The sequence below is a fragment of the Halalkalibacter krulwichiae genome (assembly GCF_002109385.1).
GTDB lineage: Bacteria > Bacillota > Bacilli > Bacillales > Bacillaceae_D > Halalkalibacter > Halalkalibacter krulwichiae.
In genome coordinates this window covers 1,528,224-1,548,134 of sequence record NZ_CP020814.1, presented here as the reverse complement: position 1 = coordinate 1,548,134, position 19,911 = coordinate 1,528,224, and the positions used below count along the sequence as shown (strand labels likewise).

The following is a 19,911-nucleotide window of genomic DNA, read 5'->3' as shown; positions in this document are numbered from 1 at the left end:
CTCGTTTAATTTATCGAATATTCAAACTTTAACGAAGGGAGTTTGGCTATTGATTGACAATATTACCCTCCAAGACTATATAAAGAAAATTGAAAAAGCTACAACTAATGAAGATCAACATATTTTATATATTCGTGGTTTAGTAGAGTTATTTTCTCTACGAAATGTTTACCTATTTAGATATTCTCCCATTGGTTTTTCGGCTGAAGGTGTTATCCATTTAGATCAACACGGTAAAATTCATACTATTAGTAATGTTCAGGATGACCTTAGATCTTTGCCTTTAATCCTTTCAGCTATCCGTAACCGGGAAGCTGAATTTATTACAACTGAGTCATACCTTACACGTACTTCCAATCAGTCTATACCTAATTTGGTTTCTTCAATGTTAATTATTCCAATCTGTATGAGTGCTAATGTAGTAGGATATACAGTGTCAACTGACTTTAGTAAAAGTAGTACTTCTACTAACATACAGAATCTCCTACAGACAGTTACATTATATGGAAAATTGTTCGGTAAAATTTTAGAAAGTAATTATCATTATCACCACGTGATTCCATTAAGTAAACGTGAGATAGAAGTAATGCAGCGATTAGCCCACGGTAATAGTGTGAAAGAAATGTCACAAAGAATGAATATAAGTGAGCATACTGTAAAGGATTATATTAAATCAGCGATAAAAAAAACGGGAGCTAGCAATAGGTTGCATGCCACCGTTGTCTTGTTACGAAAAGGCATTATCATGTAATCGGGAGTCAAGAAACTTGGAAAGAACTTGACTCTTTTTTAATATTAAACTATTAAACCAATCTACAAATTTGGATCCGCAGTGCCCGTTTCTTTTGTGTTCTTACTTGGAGTTTGTTTAATTGTTGTCCTAAGTTGTGTTTCCTTTAAAAAAAGGGTAATAATAAATCCGCAAAAGACTACAAACGTTCCAGTTAATAATGCACCTGAAATGGAATAACCTAAGATTACTCTTAGTTCAATAATAATTGACCCATATAGCTCGTGTAATTCGCTTGGAAGTGAGGTTTGGATTTCGGAAACCGATTTGGGATCAACTAACGTTTGCGGATCCTTCAATTTTGCAATCTGCTGTTCAATCTCCCCGTTATGATCTTGAATTTCTACTAATAGCTCGGTTACATTCTCTGAGCTAAAGCCTTGCATTAATCTTGCGTTCATCACAATACCGACAATTGAAACCCCAACTGTTGCCCCTAAATGCCTCGCTAGTTGAGCCGTCGATGTAGCAACGCCTAACACTTTATGTTCAACTGCATTTTGAACAATGAGTGTAAATACCGGAAAGGCAGCCCCCATTCCAAGACCCATTATAATTAAACTGCAAATAATCCCAACAAGGGAAGATTCAGCATTCATCAATGATATTGAGAGCATGCCAGAAGCAATAGCAAAAACTCCAATTAAGGTAATCATTTTATACTTCCCAAATCTGCTAATAATCATTCCGCAAATCGTACTTGAAATGACCATAGAAATCATCTTCGGCATGATAACAAATCCGGAAGCAGTAGCTGATAATCCCATTACTCCTTGTAGAAAAAATGGTACATACATCATGACGCCGAACATTCCTGCACTAGTAAAAAAGGAGGCCATATTGGAAACAGTAAAAACTTTATTTTTAAATAAGTCAAGAGGCACAACAGGACTTTTAACAGTACGTTCAACCTTAATAAATATCAAAAAGGAAAGAAAAGTAATAACGACTAAAGCCGTAATCTCGAGTGACAGCCAATCGTATCGAACACCACCCCAGGAGAAAGTTAGTAACATGGATATTAATACAATCGTAAGCGTCCCAGACCCTAAGAAGTCAATCGGTTCTTTCTCTTTTGGGGCCATCTGTGGTAATAGCCAGAAAATCAAAACAAAAGAAATGACACCAAACGGAAGAAACACCCAAAAAACCCAATTCCAATTGAAGCTATCGACAATAAATCCTCCTAAAGTTGGACCAGAAACACTAGCAAGGCCAAACCCGGATGCCAAGAAGCCCTGCCATTTTCCTCTCTCTCTTGGTGAAAACAAATCACCTACGGAAGCGTGAGCTGTCGATATAATCATCCCTCCACCCAAACCTTGTAACGCACGAAATATGATTAACTGAATGATTGAATTTGACCAACCACACAAAAAAGAACCGACGAGAAAAATTGTAATGCCCGTTAATAAAAATACTTTACGTCCATAAATATCTGATAGTTTTCCTACTAAAATCCCTGAAATACTAGACGCAAGCATAAAAATGGTGTAAACCCAGTTAAAGTACTCTACGCCTCCTAAATCAGCAACAATTCGTGGCAATGCAGTTCCTACTATGGTTTGATTAACCGCTGCAAAAAACATAGCGGACACAATTGCAAGCATAATGACAACCTTCTGCTTCGTATTCAATTGTTCCATGAGCATCACTCCAGAATATACACAATCCATTTAACTGCATACATTTTTATCTTTTTTATAACATTCTCACCGTATGCTTCGATTTATTTAATTTCTTCAGTTGTCCTCATTCTATTTATGCCGGTCCTGTTTTTTTACAGCATCAAACCATCAATCATTTTGTAACCGCTTTAAATATGTCTCAATATCCTCAGCGATTTCTTCAGGGATTTCACTTGCTAATACGTGACTATGATCTTGATAAAAGATTGCTTTTGCTCCTGGAACGGACTTGGCCGCTAATAGCGACATCTCGGCACTTGAAATATCATCTTGACATGCACATAACAATAAAGTTGGAACTTGGATTTCACTTAGCCTCTGTGCAAGCTCTTCATTCGTTTTGGCATTTGGGGACTGTTTCCGTGGATTAATTAACTTTTCTTCCTTTGTCATACTAGTAAAGAACTTCTCTTTAGACTGCTCCATTTTGTTCCTGCGCTTAATTCTGTTTGGATCAGTCGTAGGTACTAGGTATATACCTGGAGGCCGATAGTTTAAATCATTTGATTCAGCTGCTTCAATCATTCTTTTCCTGGCTTCTGACACATCACCTCCAGCTCGATCATGCGGAGCACCAACGACTGAGATAAATGCTTTTAACATCTTTGGTTCGTCCTGTGCGATCTGCCACCCCACACCCGCACCATGTGAAACACCTGTATAGATAAATTGATTGATTCCTTGCGATTTTGCAAACGCGCGAACATCGCTAGACCAAGTCGGGTACCATTCTGTTCCTAGGTCTTCAAATACATGACTAGACTCTCCATAACCTCGTAACACGATTTTGAAAACACGAAACCCTTTTTCTGCGAGCACTTCCCGGTAACACCCATCGGTAAAATTTTGTTGTGCGGAAATGATTACTTCATCTCCACTTCCATACTCCTCGTAATAGAGTTCAATTCCATTAATATTTGCAAGTGGCATTTCGTTACCCCTTTCTTGTTGGAATGATTGGTAAATCAATATATGAAGCAAAATCTTGCTGATGATAGATCGTTTGGGTTGCTTTTATACCTGTACGGTCCTCACCAATTGGATTCCCCGTATTCATATTCCGGTCATACCAGGGAAAATTACTACTAGAAACATCAATCCGAATTCGGTGTCCTTTTCGAAACATGTTGCTCGTATTTCCCATATCTATGATGTATTCATTGATTTCACCTGGTTTCACTAATGTCGGTGGAGCATTCCAATCTCGGTAACTAGCACGCTGAATACCATCGGCAATATTAAAAGCACGACCATCAGGGTAAACATCAACTAGTTTTGCTGTGAAATCAGTATCCACTGCTGTTGTAGATGCAAATAAGCGCACTTTTATTGGGCCAGTGATTTCTATATCCTCTTCCAATTTACATGATTGATAACACAACACATCATTCCGATTTGCTACTCGGGTTTGATCAAAGGGACCTGGGATGAGTCCCGTTGACGCCATTGTTTTCCCTCCAAGAGTAGGTACCGGATCATGTGGATCATATACATACGAATCAGGATTTTCATGATAAGGTTCATGAATACTTAGTTCCCCATCACCTGCCATCGTATTGGCTTTTCCATTACTATGAAAAAAATATCGTACCCATTTTGTTTCAGGTAACGGCCAAGAGTCCCCACTTTTCCACTCATTCGAACCCATGACAAAATATTTTACAGTTGGAAGGGATATCTCCATATGCGTTAAATGTTTTCGAAAAAAATTTAGAAGATATTCATGAATTTCTAAACTCTTCCCACCACCCGCAGAAGCTCCAAAAGATCTTTCTCCTAAAAAGTTAACAGGTGCACCGTGCATCCATGGACCCACTAACAAGTTTTGGTTTTCACGAGCGAACGTACAGCCCCCACGATCTTGCATAGCAAGAAAATTTTCAAATGTCGCCCATTCTAGTTGATCGTACCATCCACCAACATGAAGACCTGGAACTTTCACTTTTTCGTATTTCTTTCGTTTGTTTTGTTCTTGGGCCGAACCTGGTTTCAGCCGTGCCTCCCACATGGAACGAATGATTTCATTTCTAGCCAAGGGAATATCCTTTAATGGCAAATATTCAATCACTTCTTTTGGATTGTTTAATATCTTATTCAAGTAAGAACGAAGCTCTGCCACATCCTGACCTTGCTCTTCCAATTTATCGACCAAGTCCAACGATGTTACCGGAATTGCATCTGCTGCTGTTGCAAAATTGATCACCCCACTTCTAGGAGTTGGTTGCATATTTGGAGCAATGTCTCCGATCCAAGGGGAGATGGCTTTTAGATGTGGCGGATTTTCCATTGCGCCAATCCAAGTCATTGCAGCTAAGTAAGACCCACCGGCTAAGCCGACATTGCCGTTACAAAAGTTTTGAACAGCAATCCATTCCACTGAATCAAACCCATCGCTTCCTTCTATTTCAAACATGTTCAACCGGTCCCACTTCCCTTCCGATTGATACCTCCCTCGAACATCTTGAATAACAATAACAAACCCGGCTTGAGCAGCTTCTACCGCAGATAGAAAACCATCACTTGCAAGTTGTTTACTATAAGGAGTACGAATTAATATGGCTGGATACCTACCGTTATCATCTGGACGATAAACGTCTGCTCGTAAAACGGTACCATCGCGCATTTCCATCGGTACATTTCTGTCCATTTTAATTGAATTTTCCATAGTGACCACCTCGTACTCCGTCTTATTCAACCACTATTTCATTTCCTTCCCAACGGTAACGAGCATTTAAATTTGCTTTTTGTGTAATCGTTGCCATATAATCGAACACTTTCTGCCCTTCATCTTCTTGTTTTACTACGACAGGCTGACCCTTCTTATTGACGATACATGGAACAAAACTCGTTTGAACAATTTCCCTATTTTTAACTTTTACCTTGGCTATCATTGTATAAATTGCTTCTGGATGAAATGGATATGTCGGATACTCTAAGTCTGGCACAAAACCGAATAGCTCCATTCGCTTATTAGACCATGCCTCTTGGTCTTGACCTGGTTTAGGAAGTAAACTAGGCACGTACGCAACCAAATTACACAAGCCATGAAAAATCGTTTTCCCTTTATAAATCTCTAGCCCTTTTAGCAAATGGGCATGTTCTCCAACAATCAAATCTGCCCCAGCGTCAATCGCTGCATAGGAAACTTCCTTTTCATAATCGGCAACTTTCACAGGTTGATGAACAAGCCCTTTATGAAAGGAAACTATTAAAATATCACATTGTGACCGTAGCTGTTTAATATCTTCTTTCATCAATTGTAAAGAAGTTGGCTCGGCTCTCGTATAAATGCTAGGCGGGCCTCCAGGATTGGCATGTTGAAGTTCATAATGTGTAAGAATATTGACGTAAGCACAGCCCGGTTTATTAGGTGCAGCCCATGTTTCTTTCGGTCCAACACAGTTGTACTTAAGAATACCTATCTTCGTTTCGTTTCGTTCAAGAACGACAGGCTTTCTAGCCTCTTGTAGATTTGGGCCTGCTCCTACATAACTGATATTATGGTTTTTCAACCAAGATATGGTATCGTCAATTCCTCTATCTCCAAAATCGGCAAGGTGATTTCCAGCAAGAGAAAGTACATCAAATCCAGTTGAAACTAAAGAATGTAAATGAACAGGGTCTCTTTCCAACTCTTCTGATTCTGGATGTTCAGTTGAATAGGGAACTTCTAATTGTCCAATTAATACATCTTTTGTTGCCAGTTCTTCCTTAACATGTTCAAAATAATACTCAGCGTCATTACCTACGATAATATCTCCCACTATTGATATATTCACGTTACTAGGTGTCAAACTAATCACTCCTGCCGTTTGGATTCTCAAAAACTAAAATTTTATCTTCAGCCCACTCATATCTTGCATTTAATTCAGCTTCCCGTGTAATCCTTTCAACGTAATCAAACACACGTTGTCCGTCCGTATCTCTTCTCATGACAAGCGGCCTTGATTCCTGATCAACAATTAATGGAACATAACTTACTTCTGTAATCTTTCCATTCTCAATTTCACATTGGGCGATCATTGTATAGATGGCATCTGGATGGAAAGGATAGGTAGGGTATTCAGGGTCTGGTTCAAATCCGAATAATTCCCTTCTTCTTTTTGCCCATGCATCATTTGATTTAGCTGCTAAAATCGGTGCATATGCAACGAAATTACACAACCCGTGAAAAATTGGTTTTCCTTTATAAAATTCTATTCCTCTTAATATATGAGCATGGTGTCCGACAATTAGGTCTGCACCAGCATCAATTGCTGCATAGGAAACTTCCTTCTCGTAATCTGCAATTTTAGCTGGCGTATGGCCTAAACCTTTATGAAGGGATACAACGAGGACATCACAATTCTCTCGAAGTCTATGAATGTCAGTTTTCATGGACTCTAATGTGCTTTTTTCCGCCCACGTATATACACTTGGAGGACCTCCAGGAGTCGCGTGATCAAGTTCATAATGTGTTATGATTTTCACAAAGGCACAGCCAGGTCTATCCGGTCGTGCCCACGTTTCCTCTGGACCAACACAGTTGTAATTTAGGTAGCCTATTTTTGTTCCTTTCCGTTCAATAATAGACGGTTGTTTTGCTTCCTGTATGTTCATTCCCGCCCCAACATATTTAATATCATGATCGCGAAGCCATTGTGTCGTATCTTCAAGTCCCTCTATTCCTGCATCCATTAAATGATTGCCAGCAAGTGTAACCATGTCAAAGCCGCAATTTTTAAGTGCCCGCAAGCTGTTGGGAGGACGGTCTAATGATACCGCGTTAGGATGACGGGTCGTGTATGGCACTTCAAGTTGGCCGACAACAACATCACCTGTAAGCAGTATTGGTTTCACATCTGAAAACAAAGGTTCAGAATTTGATGCCAGGATAATATCTGCTACATTTAACAAACTTATTTTACTCACATTTTCACCTCTTCTATTAAGTTCAATTTTTCACAAGTTCTTTAGTAACTAATCTACTATAAACAATAAGGTTCGCAAGATTATAAAAAAATAGGGGCAGGGTGCTCCTACCCCTTTAACTAAAAACAAGTTTATTTACTACTAATTTTTGCATTTTCAGGAGTCCACTCTGAACCGTGCCCAAAATTGATTCCGGTATCTAAAACGGACTCATGTGAAATGAATGGTAATCCTTCAACTAATATAAAAGTAGCCAGAGCGTGATCTACAGCAACTAATCTTTGGATGTCTTTTGAAATATCTGCTAGTTCATTTGAATCTTTCGCGCCCTTTACTTCATTAAATAACGTTACGATTTCTTCTACTTCAGTAAGATGATGTCCGTAAGTCGTAGCTTGCGAACTAAAATTTCTTGGCATATATGTCCCTAAGTCAAAATCACCTCTATGGTTATACAGCACTAGACCATCCCAAGGTTGATTATTCGCAGAGGTTGTTAATTCTCTGAAAAAAGCATTATCTACTGTATTCAATTCAACATCAATTCCAACTTCTGACAAGTATCCTTGAATAGCTGTTGCTAAGCTTACGTCAGCATCATTATTATTTGTAGTGAAAGTTGTCTTAAATCCATTTGGATATCCTGCTTCCTTTAACAATTCCTTAGCTTTTTCCGGATCATAAGTAGTGTCAAGATCATCATTAAAGGTTGGTGAACCAGGTACTCCCCACTGATTGGTAGCAATCGCATGACCATAGTACAATATTTCAACAATTGCATCCCTATCTACTGCATACGATAATGCTCCTCGAACTAATGGATCAGCAAATGGAGATTGTGGGTTAGCACTATCACCAATAATTCCTTTCCCTAAGCTCCCCAACCCTGTCGTTAATGTTTCAACTTTAAGCTCTTCTACCTCACTCATTTCCTTAGCCGAAAGGGCCGGTGCACCTACAAAACCATGAATCTCACCAACTTGTAGTGATGATGTAGCAGTTGTTGCATCCGCCATAAAATTAAAGGTAACACCGTCGAGATATGGCTTACCCTCCTGCCAATAGTTAGTGTTCTTTTCAAACACAACCGATTCATCTTTCGTCCAACTTACAAATTTAAATGGTCCAGTACCAACTGGATTATCTTTTACCCAATCCTTACCATTCTCTTCGTAAGCACTAGGTGATGTGATCGATACAAAGTGACAAATATTATTTAACATGCTACTATTCCATTCATCTAATTGAACTTGAACCGTATAATCTCCTAATATTTCCACATCTTGAATCCCATTTAGTTCAGCTCTCCCTGAAGCAAGAAACTCATCAATATTCCATTTAACAGCCTCAGCATTAAAATCTGTTCCATCGTGAAATTGAATTCCTTGATTTAGTTCAAATGTGATTGTTAAATCCTCGGGATTCTCTTCCCAGTCTTTCGCCAATAATGGCTGCATCTTACCTTCTCCATCATATTTTCCTAATTTCTCCAAAGTTGTACCAGAAATTATTAGATCATTAACTGTTCTCAATTCAGATGCAGGAGCTAATGCCTGCCCACCGCCTGATAATGCAAGTTTGAGCTCTCCGCCAGACGTATTTTCAACTGTTTGATCTGAAACGTCAGGTGAATTGTGTTGATCAGTAGATTCAGATGGTGAATTGGTTTCATTGCTGCAAGCTCCAAGTAGTAATACCAAAATAAATGGCAGTGCCAAAACTGTTAATCTAAACCTGTTAAGATTCTTGAAATCCATATTAGCCCCCTAAATCAAAATTATTTTAATTAAAAAGAGATAGCCTTTTGGAACACTCTGACAATTTCACTCGGTGAGAAAGATCACCTGAGTATAGTTTTTTCTCTATCACTTAGTTATTGATGAATTTCACAGTTGTAGGTACAACAAATTAGTACTACTATCCCCCTTTGATTAAGCGCTTACATTTAAGAATGCTAGATTATTTAATTTTTCAAACTAACTCCCAACAAAACAAATTCTCAAATATGAACTACAAAGAGGGTTACATTGAATTAAATCACCCCCTTTGCACGTAACTCACTCAGCTCTTCCTCAGAGAACTCAAATAACTCTTTGTAAAGCTTCTCATTATGTTGACCGAGTAAAGGTGCTGGTTCTATCGGAACATTTGAAGCCGATAATTTAATCGAATTTCCTGGCATGACTAGCTTTCCACGAATAGGATGATCAACTTCAACAATCATGCCACGTTCCCTCAAATAAAGATCTTCACTTATATCTGTTGTCGATAAAACGGCACTTGCAGGTACAGTCGCGTTACCCAAAACTTCCATTGCTTCGTATTTCGTTCGTTGACTAGTCCACGAACTTATTAAACGATCCACTTCTTCTTTGTACTCATAGCGACTTTCCGGTGTTGTAAAGCGTGGATCTTCTAGTAAATCTTCACGGCCAATTACTTTTAATAAGTTTTGCCATTGTTTGCTACCTGGATGTCTTGACGTATAAATAAATACATAATCATTTGCATCACCAGGTTTACAAGGATACACATTACAAGGAGCAACTCCCGCCATTGGCATTTCATTTCCTACACGGGGTGCTTCTTTTCCTGTCACCATTTGCCGTCCCCATGCTGAACGGCTAAAATTTATCATCACATCTTGCATTGTGACCTCAACTTTTTGCCCTTCACCTGTAACTGTCCGTTGGTATAGAGCACCAAGAACAGCGATCGCACAATGATATCCTGCTCCGCTATCAGCAATATTAGCTCCTGCATGCATCGGCGGACCATCATGCTCGCCAGTTATGCTCATGACTCCTCCTGCTGCTTGACCGATTGCATCAAAAGCGGGGAATTTAGCGTATGGACCATCTGTACCAAAACCTTTAATCTGCGCATATACAATTCCTGAGTTAATGCTTCGTAGTGTTTCATAATCAAAACCTAAACGCTCGATCACTCCCGGTGAGAAATTTTCAATAAAAACATCTGCTTTCTCTACCATTTTTAATACTAAGTCTCTTCCTTCTCGTTTTTTCACATCAACCGTTACCGATTTCTTATTATTATTTAAAATTAGAAATCCATAAGAATCTTCATTTGGGCGATCCCTCGACGCTCCCCTTCCTTGCTCTCCCGTACCCGGCTTTTCTAATTTAATAACAGTTGCACCAAGCCAGGCTAATGTCTGTGTACATACCGTTCCTGATTCAAATTGCGTAAAATCTAAAACAACTACACCGTCTAAAGCACCTTGTTTCATCATTATTTCACCCCAATTTTGTTCTCTATGAATTGTTCTAATTGAGCCGTCATGGCAGAATCGTCCCATCCTCTTGCATCTACGGGATCGGCGCGTAATTGTAAAATAGGTATGCCCGCATCTTCAAATGCTTTTTTGACAAAATACGTTCCTCCCGCTGATTGAGTACAGCTATCAGAAATCAAATGTACAACTCCATCAATCCCATTTCTCTTTGCCTCATTTACATACCAATCACTATTCCATGGTGGCATATGAAGCATATCTTCCATCCCAACCGTCCTGCTAACTAACGTCCTTAATGGATCTTCTCCATACCTTGCATATCCGTCTGCAGCTAGGCCAAGATAGATTGACCAGATGAAAGCAGCACCGTATTTTTGTTCAAAATGTTGGTAAAACCCTAAATTAAACCATAGACCTCTTCCAAGCCACATAAGTCGAACGTTCTCGTTTTCACAAACCGCTTTCTGCTGATCAACCAGTTCTTTAACCTCTTTGTACAATGCTTTCGCAATGTCGACTGCCCATTGTGTTCCACGCTGCCATTGAGGGACCATAACAGCAGGTACTGTATCCGTAATACTTACAGGAGAAGGGATTATCCGTGCAATAAGATCACGTGTTTTCCGATTATATTCGGCCTGCTCATTTGCAAGTTTCATAACCTCTTTAAATTTCACTTCACTAAAGGTTTTACCCGTATGGTGTTCAAGAAATCGAATAAGACCTTTAAAATCTTCTACCATATAATCTAAGCGGTGTGGTTCAAACAAATCCTCCCATTGATGACTTGCTTTTTCCCACCAGTTGCTAGGGATCGAACGTGGGACTGTATTTTCAAGTGGATAAAACGGTACATCTAATTTTTGGGACCAAAGTTCAAAAATCTTCGCCTGAGAGTCACATGTTAATCTCGTTACCGCTACTGTTGGTTGAGGAAGACCACCCCAAGGTCCATTTTCCGGAGTTGGATCAAATGAAGTCGCTAGTGAAAGTGAACAGTATCGACATAAATCTTGACGGTAACCGTGCTCATTTAATAGACCTAAATAGTATGGAGACATCTGTTTGGCCGAACATACCGAAGACCACCACTGGTTCACAACGTATGGTATTTCCATTGCACGTAAAATCTCTTGTGGAACGTCTGCATTCACAAAGGCAAAAGGTTCTCCTTGCTCCACTTGTTCTTTTAAATTTTTAAACCATTCGCGTTGATAAGACGTTGCTACACTAGAAGTCTTCAATCGCTTAACACTCGCTCTTCCTTTTTCTATCGGTTTTCCCTTGAGCTCTCTCATTGTTTACTCCCCCTACTCTTCAACAATTTTATAAATTCTTTTATTTTCTGATCGACTTCTGCTTTATTAACGAGTCTATACTGCTCGCGATCAATTAAAAGAACTGGTATTCCCATACTTTCAAGAGCTTTTTTCTGTTCTGGAAAATCCCATGAGGGCGCATCATCTGCATGGTGAATATAAAAAATTACTCCGTCCGAACTGGTTGCGCTTACATTTCCAACTAGTGACTTAACCCTTTCAGACACCGTGGATTGTGAGGCTGGGAGTGCACGTTTGAGATGGTAATAGTCGACAATAGCCTCTAGCGGATTGACATTCGTATCCATTTCCCCAATGAAATTCCTTACACTTAAATCATGATCCTCCCCAACAATTACAGCTCCGTTTGACTCTACTAATTCATAAAACTCTGTATGTTCATGTGTACTACCTGTAACAAAAATGCGAGGCCCCTCAATTTGTTTAAGTTGCTCTATATCCTCTAAAAAGTGTTCTAATAAGTTATTATACTCTTCGCGAGGAAAAAGGTAGGCTGCACTGATAACCTGCAAAGCTTGAACTCCATTTACATATGCTGCTTCAGGCCCCTAAGCGAAGAAAAGCGCTTTAGTAATCTACGTGTCTTATTGCTTAATTTAATAGCATTAACTAGATCCTGATTCGTAATTGAGTGCCCACACCATTGTTCAAGTTCTTTAACTAACTCTTGCACCCTATCTAAGTTATATAGAGTTGCACTTCTCACCTTAGAATGTAAGAAGTCGAAAAAGTATAGCTCTGGTAATTTCCTATCGTGCTCTGCCAACTTCAATGCACGTAAGTAATAATAGACACGAATAACTGCATCCGATGAATTGGATATAATGAGGTAGTCGAGATCACGATAAATACCATTAACAATCTGCCCCATCTGCATCTTGACCCTTGGTTCAAAACCACTTTCAAGATATTCATCTGCTAGGTAGGGATCTTTATTTCGACTCCCTCGAACGGGAACAGGTATACATCCAGCTGCAATTAATAACTCTACTGGTACGTCGTTTCCAAGAAACCCTATTCTTTTTTTCCCCTCCTCGTTCGAATTAGTTACATATTGTTCAGGATAGTGATAGACACTAGAGATATCCTCTAGTATATTTTGTGCTGATATTCGCTCAAGACTCACGTTGATATCCCCTCCATAATTTACAAATAACTGATAACATAATCGTACAGAACTAATCAACTTAGGTATATCCCCGTAAATCTGTGCCCTCCCCCTTTTTTAGGGGGGAGGTGGGAGTTTTGCACGTCAATATTTTATTAAAGAGCGTTGCCCAACCTCACAAGTCTCCAAGCACTATCAAGCATTTTCACACACAAAAAAGACTAAAAAATTCCTGCTTACAGCAGGACATTTTTTAGTCCTTTCATGTTTTAATAATCTATCTTCTTAAAAATCACTTAAAAGGGTACTCTGTTTCAAAATCAACAACCACGATATCATCTAGACCAATCTCTCGCAAATACGAAACGACATCTAGGTGTTTGGGATGGGATCCAAATTGTTCTAAAGCATGTTTATCTTTAAAAAGGATGGTAGCGGCATATTCGTACCCTTGATTTCGATCAGAAAAATTAAAACCTTGTTGGATATCAATTATTCCTACAATATGTTCCTTTAATTTCTTTGATTTTTGAATCAACTCTTCTCTCTGTTCTACCGCAATCTTATTTTTAAATTTTACTAGAACAATATGCTGAATCATTTTAATGCGACCCCTGCTTTACTATTTAGTGTTTGTTTTTCAAAACCTGCAATTTTTTTGTATTTATTAGCAATACCCTCTAACTCTTGATGAGATATCACATCATGTAATTGATCAAATCCATTTGGTGCACGTTCCTCTACAATTTGCATCACACTCTCTGGACCATTTTGACGATTGCTTAACACAATGGATGCCGTTGGTTGCAGTCTTGCTGTTTCATAAGCTTTTAAAGCTTCTTCGGCATTCGCATGTTTAGCGATTGCCTCTCCTAATGCGTCCGCATCGAGAATCGCTTGAGAGGCACCATTCGAACCAATCGGATACATCGGATGAGCTGCATCACCTAATAATGTAACTCTGCCAAAAGTCCATTTTGGTAATGGATCACGGTCTACCATTGGAAACTCATAAACAATTTCTGTTTCCTCTATCAATTTCGGTACATCCAACCAATCAAACTTCCAGTTAGAAAAAGCTGGAGCAAAAATTTGTTTATCGACTTTTCGATTCCAATCATGCCTTGGTGGTGCATCTCCATCTACTTTTAGTTCGGCAATCCAGTTCACAAGAGATGATCCCTTACTTGCTGTTTGAGGACAAATTGGGTATGCGACAAATTTTTGATCTTGGAAACCTGACATGATCATAGATTTTCCAGTAAGAAACGAACTAGATTCCGTTAATCCACGCCATAAGATTCGGCCACTGAATTTCGGTAATCCTTCATTCGGATAAAAGAACTTTCTAACTACCGAATGAATGCCATCTGCTGCTACCATTATATCTGCCTCATACGTCCCAACATGTTCTCCCGTTTTCCGATTGATAAAGCTTGCCTCAACACGATCGTCAAACTGTTGAAAGGAATCAAAATGGTGCCCTGTGAACACGACGTTTTCCCCTAATTCTTTTTTAACTGCATTAAGTAAGAGCATTTGTAGGCGTCCACGGTGTAAAGAATATTGCGGCCAATTATAACCTGCATTTATGCCTCTAGGCTCTTGCCATATTTTCTGACCAAATTTATTATTATAAATTAATTCAGCAGTAGGGATCCCTATTTGCTTTAACTCTTCATCTAATCCGAGCTCTGTAAGGACCTTTACTGCATGAGGAAGTAAATTAATCCCCACACCTAATTCACGAATATTCTCCACACTTTCAAACAACCGCACTGATACGCCAACGCGGTAAAGTCTCAAGGCAGAAATAAGCCCTCCAATACCGGCTCCAACGATAATTGCACTCTTCACTTTATTCATTATTTCCCCCTCCAATTGAGATGAATGTTAAATTATATTTATGAAAAATTTATTAAAAAGACACCTAGTACTCTATCCTTTGTGTAGAATTCATACTAGGTGCCTATTCACCTATCCTTTGTTAACTTACTTTCTTATTTTCTTTCTCATTCTCATTTGTTGTTGCGCTAGCCCATCCTCTTTCAATCACAAAATAGAGAATAATTCCGACAACGAGTGCGTGTGCTGCTCCATATACAGCAAGAACAACTGCCATAATCATCGCAACCCCACGTCCAATATTAGTCGTCACCTGCTCCATTCCTAAAGTGATACATAGATAGCCTGTTAATATTAATGTGATTGATAGTGCAATTGGTAGAAACGGTTGAAAAAAGGATACTAAAGGCAAGACAAAGCAAGCTACAAACAATGAGAGAACTAGCGTATTTGTTCCAGAATAGATCGATTGCATTGCCTTTTTACCATACGTATATCTCTCGACAACCGAAGCTGTTCCAGCAGTGAAAATCGGACCAGCCAGACCAGGATGTGGTGCAAAAAGAGCATGAATAAGATTTCGAATAAATGTAATTAAATGAAGCGCAGAAAGATTATTCTCAATAACCTCATCTTTTCTAAATCTTTCAGCTCGTTCTACGAGTGAAGTTCCGACAATAATGTCTCCATACGCGATAATATAACCCATAATAGCGATCGGAAGAGCTAGTAGAAATACATCTAAACTAGGAAAGCCCATCACAAAAGGAGTATATTTCCACAACTCAACAAAATTTGGTACCGTAATCCCCCACTCAATGGTTGGAGTAGGATATTCTTTCACTAACATTCCAATCGCAATCGCGATTAAGATTGCAGGCATAATACCATAGTTTGCTATAAATCTTGCAATCGAACTCTTTTGATAAAGTTCTTTAAATGTTGGTGAGAACATAATAAAGAGACAAATTGCCCCGCCAATGATTAATGAAATCGGCGTCTCCGCAACTCTTCCACCTGGCTGGAATTCACCAATGAAAGCAGCTAGACCAGCCCCAATTAATATACCCGCCTTTAAAGATTGAGATAACTTAGTTACCAATAGCTTCCCGAGCCCGGTAATACCGAACAATAAAAAGATAAAAGCTACTAATAATTGAACCGCAACGAGAGCTTGTATGGCTTCTGGACCCGGCTCGAAATTACCAAGAAAGATCACGATTAGCGGAATTATAGGAGTAATTAAACCTGGAACGAAAGGTGATCCAAGTGCCGTCTGCATAATCATCGTAATCTGCATAACAATCACGACCGCTAAGGCTGCTTCATAAGACATTCCAACTTGAGATTGCAAAAGAGGAATGATACTTAAGCCAATTGAAAATAAAACAAATCCTTGAATAATTTCTGGTTTTTCCAGTCGATAATGTAAAAACGGAAGTCGAATTTTAAAAGGACCTAATGGCCAGTACGGCAATTCGTTACGATTTTTATTCATAGTTACCTCCTATGTCTTCCCTAGTATTTCAATATGTAAAGGAAACTGTTACGCAATGTCCTCCCTCTATCGATGTTAAGCGCTTTCAAATACTTCTATAGGTGAATTATAGTTTTTTTTGACGAATAAAAAAACCTATACCGTATAGGATGTCTAAGAATATTTTCCAACATAATGACTGATGGAATAGATTTTGTTATATAAACGTCAAAAGGGCAAAGTTCATGGAGAACTTTGCCCTACTGTCATTTCTATTAAATGATATAAAATTTTCCATCGTATAGACCTAATGGTAGATGTCCTTTTTCCATTAGCTCAATTAACGGTAGGAACGGATTTGTTTGCCACTTTGGTAGGTCACCTACTAGTTCCCACGCTACGGCTAACCCAGCAATGTACATGCCAGCTCCAGTAAAGGTGCTAATAGCTGTACGGCCAATCGTCTCTAATTGTTTAAAGCTTCCATCGTACGCTTGGTGAAATACTTGTTCAGGAATAACATCATTTGCAAGTGATAATAAATCAACTCGATCGGTTTCTTCTAACTTCTGCTTAATTGCAACAGGAATTTCTTGCAATTTGCTCCATAAAGGACTTGCTTCTAGTCTCATCTCTTCTAAAAATGGTGAAAGCTCCTCTTTCGTTAAACCAACAACCTGATAATCTTCTTCTTTCCATGCATCCATAAATGAATGAACCACTTTTTCAACAGCAACTTGACTCTGTTTCTCGCCAAGAGCGTGATAAAAGTCAATTTGTGAAAGACGAGCAACTAGGTTCGCTACATTCTTTCCATTAGGCCCATAAATATCAACATTAATATCTTGTACGGTCGTTACCACTCTAATCCTCTCCTTATCAACGTAAATATAAAGAAGTTGTTCTACTTCACAAGCTTAGGAGAAAATTCACCCGTTATTTCTTGGTATCCATTATTTTTTTCATAAGCTTCTTCTTTTTGTAGATTTAATTTTTCCATAATAGGAATGTCATTTGAGCAGAATAAGATTGCATCGTTCCCTGACGTATTGACGTGTTCATGCCAAGCCCAGTTCGGAATAACAAAATAATCTCCTTTGGACCAGTGGAACTGAACCCCATCAATGACGCTGTATCCTTCGCCTTCATATACATGATAGATCGCCGAACTCGTATGACGGTGTGCTTTCGAATGGAAACCTATTGGAAGCTTCTGAATCCAAGCACCCATTGTTGGGTTCGCAGTTGCCCCATTGGACGGATTAATATATTCAACTGCAATACCATCAAACGGGTCAGGTTCAAAGGCACTTAAACCATTAAGTGCAGCCTCTGTTTGCGCCCATTTATAAGAACCTACTGGTGCAATCTGTGGTGTTCGATCTGAAAGCGGACGCACCAATCCTCCTTCGTATCTTCTTAAACCATAATTATCCGGTAGAGAAGGCTTCTCTAATCCATCTGGGTGACCTTCAAAGAACGTTCCAGCCGCTGAATAAATCATTGGAATATCCAAAATATCCATCCAAATCATCGGCTTATCACCTTCATGGCCATGACCGTGCCAAAGCCCGCCCGGCGTAATTAAATAGTCTCCTTCTTCCATATAAATCTTTTGACCTTCAACAATTGAATACGCTCCACTTCCATTTGTTATGAAACGCATCGCATTTTGTGTGTGGCGATGAGAAGGAGCTTCTTCACCAGGTAAGATAAGTTGGACAGCTGCATAGAGCGTATTCGTCGTCGAAGCCCAACCCCAAGGCTGCCTGCTTTGAAAGCCTGGATTTTGAAAATAAATCGCTCTACGTTCTCCCCTCTTTCAGGTGTAAATATTTGAGTGGCTTCTTGTAGTTTCTTTTCAAGCACTTCCCATTTCCATAAATAAGGAATTGCTTCTGGTTTTGGTTGTTTATGCATCAAATCAGGAATTGCATTCCATAAAGGCCCTAAGTGATACTGTTCAATTTCTCGGTTAAAGTCTTGAACTTCCTTACTTTTGAAAAAAGCGTTAGCTTCTGCCATAACAGATTCCCTCCCACTTTATTGCTCGTTAATTTTTGAAAGATTACGATCGATTTGCTTACCATGATTAAATAGATGTTCTGTAATAAAATGCTCCACTAAAAATGTCATCGGTTTAACACCAAATTTAGGATTACGGTGAGGAGCTTCAAGAGCTAAATCTTGATCGCTTAATTTCGTCCACTGATCATTTGCATATTGTTGAGCTTCTTTAATACCTTTTAAAACATCAGGTACCTCTCGCATTGGAGATTGAGCAACAGCTGCTAGTCTCGCTTCGTCTTGAAGACCTCTCCCCCATTCGGTCCCTTTGGCTTCAACAACTCGGACTAACTCATCCATCCAATAAGGAATTACTTCTTCGACATGACAGATAATCTCCATTATTGACCATTCTTCTTTAGATGGTTTGTGTCGAATAACGTCTTCTGACAAGTCTTCTACCTTGTTTATGATTTGCTCGACAGCTTCGTTCATCTCTTTCTGATATGTCTCTAGCAAACTCATTACTCTCCCACCTTAACTGCAGCATTGACTGATTTCACTTTATTTTCTAACGCGCCAATTTTATCAATTTCAATTCGTACAATATCTTCATCTTGTAAGAAGACTTGAGGATCACGCGCTACTCCTACCCCTCCTGGAGTTCCCGTACAAATGACATCACCTGGTTCTAATGTCATGATGTTAGATAAGAACTCTACTAAATAGTTCACATCAAAAACAAGATTCGCAGTATTAGAACGTTGTCTTTCTTCTCCATTTACTGTTAGCACTACTTCTAACTCATGAGGATTCGGTATTTCATCTTTCGTAACGAGCCAAGGTCCCATTGGCGCACTTCCATCTAATGTTTTTCCTTGGAGCCATTGAAGCGTACGACGTTGCAAGTCACGAGCTGTTACATCATTTACAATTGTGTAACCAGCTACATAATCCAAAGCCTCTTCTTTCGAAACATTTTTCGCTTGTTTACTAATAACAAATGTAAACTCTGCTTCATAATCCAATTTTTCCGTAATAGGTGAGTATGGAATATCGTCTTCCGGCCCTATAATCGCATTGTTAAATTTCGCAAAAATAACTGGATATGGTGGTAGTTCACGTTTCATTTCAAGAATATGTTCGCGGTAATTGTGACCTACGCAAATAATTTTATTAGGTTTAAGGATAGGAGCTTCAATTTTGACATCTTCTTGATTCAAGACAATTTTCGGATTGTTCGCTTCGTTTGTTTGAGCAAACTCAATCGCTTTATATGCTTCTTCTAAACTTTTGTCTCCTCCCTCAACGAATTCAATTGTATTGGCAGGCACCAATGCCTCGGCTACCTTTTCTGCTCTAGCTTGCCCTTGTGCTTCTAACATCGCTACATACGCATGATTTAAATCAATTACTTGCTCCCCTACTATCGCTGCTGCACGTACGCTTTCTCCTAAACGGTAATTAACTAATTTCATTGTTGACGTCC

General features: G+C 39.1%; 17 protein-coding genes and 1 pseudogene. 1 reads left to right on the top strand and 17 read right to left on the bottom strand.

The window, feature by feature from the left end; all coding sequences use genetic code 11:
- Positions 1-49 precede the first annotated feature (49 nt).
- On the top strand, positions 50-751 hold the full coding sequence (locus BkAM31D_RS07930) for a response regulator transcription factor (protein WP_066152214.1): 702 nt from the start codon (positions 50-52) through the stop codon (positions 749-751).
- 62 nt (positions 752-813) lie between these two features.
- On the opposite strand, the gene BkAM31D_RS07925 is transcribed toward BkAM31D_RS07930, so the two are convergent.
- From BkAM31D_RS07925 to BkAM31D_RS07845, 17 genes and pseudogenes are all read right to left on the bottom strand, one after another.
- Entirely contained in the window at positions 814-2,436 is a 1,623-nt protein-coding gene (locus BkAM31D_RS07925) for an MDR family MFS transporter (protein ID WP_066152217.1), read from the bottom strand.
- Between the two features lie 150 nt (positions 2,437-2,586).
- Positions 2,587-3,408 carry an alpha/beta fold hydrolase gene (locus BkAM31D_RS07920; protein WP_066152219.1) on the bottom strand — a complete coding sequence of 274 codons (822 nt, stop codon included), beginning with the start codon at positions 3,406-3,408 and terminating at the stop codon, positions 2,587-2,589.
- 4 nt (positions 3,409-3,412) lie between these two features.
- Entirely contained in the window at positions 3,413-5,143 is a 1,731-nt protein-coding gene (locus BkAM31D_RS07915) for a CocE/NonD family hydrolase (RefSeq protein ID WP_066152222.1), read from the bottom strand.
- Between the two features lie 22 nt (positions 5,144-5,165).
- Positions 5,166-6,272: a CapA family protein gene (locus BkAM31D_RS07910; protein WP_066152225.1), complete on the bottom strand. Its 1,107-nt coding sequence runs from the start codon at positions 6,270-6,272 to the stop codon at positions 5,166-5,168.
- 1 nt (position 6,273) lies between these two features.
- Entirely contained in the window at positions 6,274-7,389 is a 1,116-nt protein-coding gene (locus BkAM31D_RS07905) for a CapA family protein (RefSeq protein ID WP_066152228.1), read from the bottom strand.
- Between the two features lie 131 nt (positions 7,390-7,520).
- On the bottom strand, positions 7,521-9,146 hold the full coding sequence (locus BkAM31D_RS07900; protein ID WP_066152231.1) for an ABC transporter substrate-binding protein: 1,626 nt from the start codon (positions 9,144-9,146) through the stop codon (positions 7,521-7,523).
- A 275-nt stretch (positions 9,147-9,421) separates the two neighbouring features.
- Positions 9,422-10,642: a CaiB/BaiF CoA transferase family protein gene (locus BkAM31D_RS07895; protein ID WP_066152234.1), complete on the bottom strand. Its 1,221-nt coding sequence runs from the start codon at positions 10,640-10,642 to the stop codon at positions 9,422-9,424.
- Positions 10,642-11,943: a 2-hydroxyacyl-CoA dehydratase subunit D gene (locus tag BkAM31D_RS07890; protein WP_066152236.1), complete on the bottom strand. Its 1,302-nt coding sequence runs from the start codon at positions 11,941-11,943 to the stop codon at positions 10,642-10,644. Before BkAM31D_RS07890 ends, BkAM31D_RS07895 begins: the two co-directional genes overlap by 1 nt.
- Positions 11,940-12,497, bottom strand: coding sequence for a 2-hydroxyacyl-CoA dehydratase family protein (locus tag BkAM31D_RS07885; RefSeq protein ID WP_085449755.1), 558 nt, complete (start codon positions 12,495-12,497; stop codon positions 11,940-11,942). Before BkAM31D_RS07885 ends, BkAM31D_RS07890 begins: the two co-directional genes overlap by 4 nt.
- Positions 12,498-12,511: 14 nt before the next feature.
- Positions 12,512-13,111 (bottom strand): 2-hydroxyacyl-CoA dehydratase family protein, encoded by a 600-nt coding sequence (locus BkAM31D_RS07880; RefSeq protein WP_180319895.1) that lies wholly within the window; start codon positions 13,109-13,111, stop codon positions 12,512-12,514.
- 274 nt (positions 13,112-13,385) lie between these two features.
- Positions 13,386-13,694: a Dabb family protein gene (locus BkAM31D_RS07875; protein ID WP_066152241.1), complete on the bottom strand. Its 309-nt coding sequence runs from the start codon at positions 13,692-13,694 to the stop codon at positions 13,386-13,388.
- Positions 13,691-14,959, bottom strand: coding sequence for a flavin-dependent oxidoreductase (locus BkAM31D_RS07870; RefSeq protein ID WP_218017027.1), 1,269 nt, complete (start codon positions 14,957-14,959; stop codon positions 13,691-13,693). Before BkAM31D_RS07870 ends, BkAM31D_RS07875 begins: the two co-directional genes overlap by 4 nt.
- Before the next feature lie 121 nt (positions 14,960-15,080).
- Positions 15,081-16,436, bottom strand: coding sequence for a xanthine/uracil/vitamin C permease (locus BkAM31D_RS07865; RefSeq protein ID WP_066152243.1), 1,356 nt, complete (start codon positions 16,434-16,436; stop codon positions 15,081-15,083).
- A 254-nt stretch (positions 16,437-16,690) separates the two neighbouring features.
- Positions 16,691-17,278: a hypothetical protein gene (locus BkAM31D_RS07860; RefSeq protein WP_066152246.1), complete on the bottom strand. Its 588-nt coding sequence runs from the start codon at positions 17,276-17,278 to the stop codon at positions 16,691-16,693.
- A 41-nt stretch (positions 17,279-17,319) separates the two neighbouring features.
- A pseudogene (locus BkAM31D_RS07855) lies at positions 17,320-18,440 on the bottom strand (cupin domain-containing protein).
- A gap of 18 nt (positions 18,441-18,458) precedes the next feature.
- Entirely contained in the window at positions 18,459-18,947 is a 489-nt protein-coding gene (locus BkAM31D_RS07850; protein ID WP_066152254.1) for a DinB family protein, read from the bottom strand.
- Positions 18,947-19,900, bottom strand: a complete 954-nt coding sequence (locus BkAM31D_RS07845; RefSeq protein ID WP_066152257.1) for a fumarylacetoacetate hydrolase family protein — start codon at positions 19,898-19,900, stop codon at positions 18,947-18,949. The genes BkAM31D_RS07850 and BkAM31D_RS07845 overlap by 1 nt, the downstream gene beginning before the upstream one ends.
- Positions 19,901-19,911 lie beyond the last annotated feature (11 nt).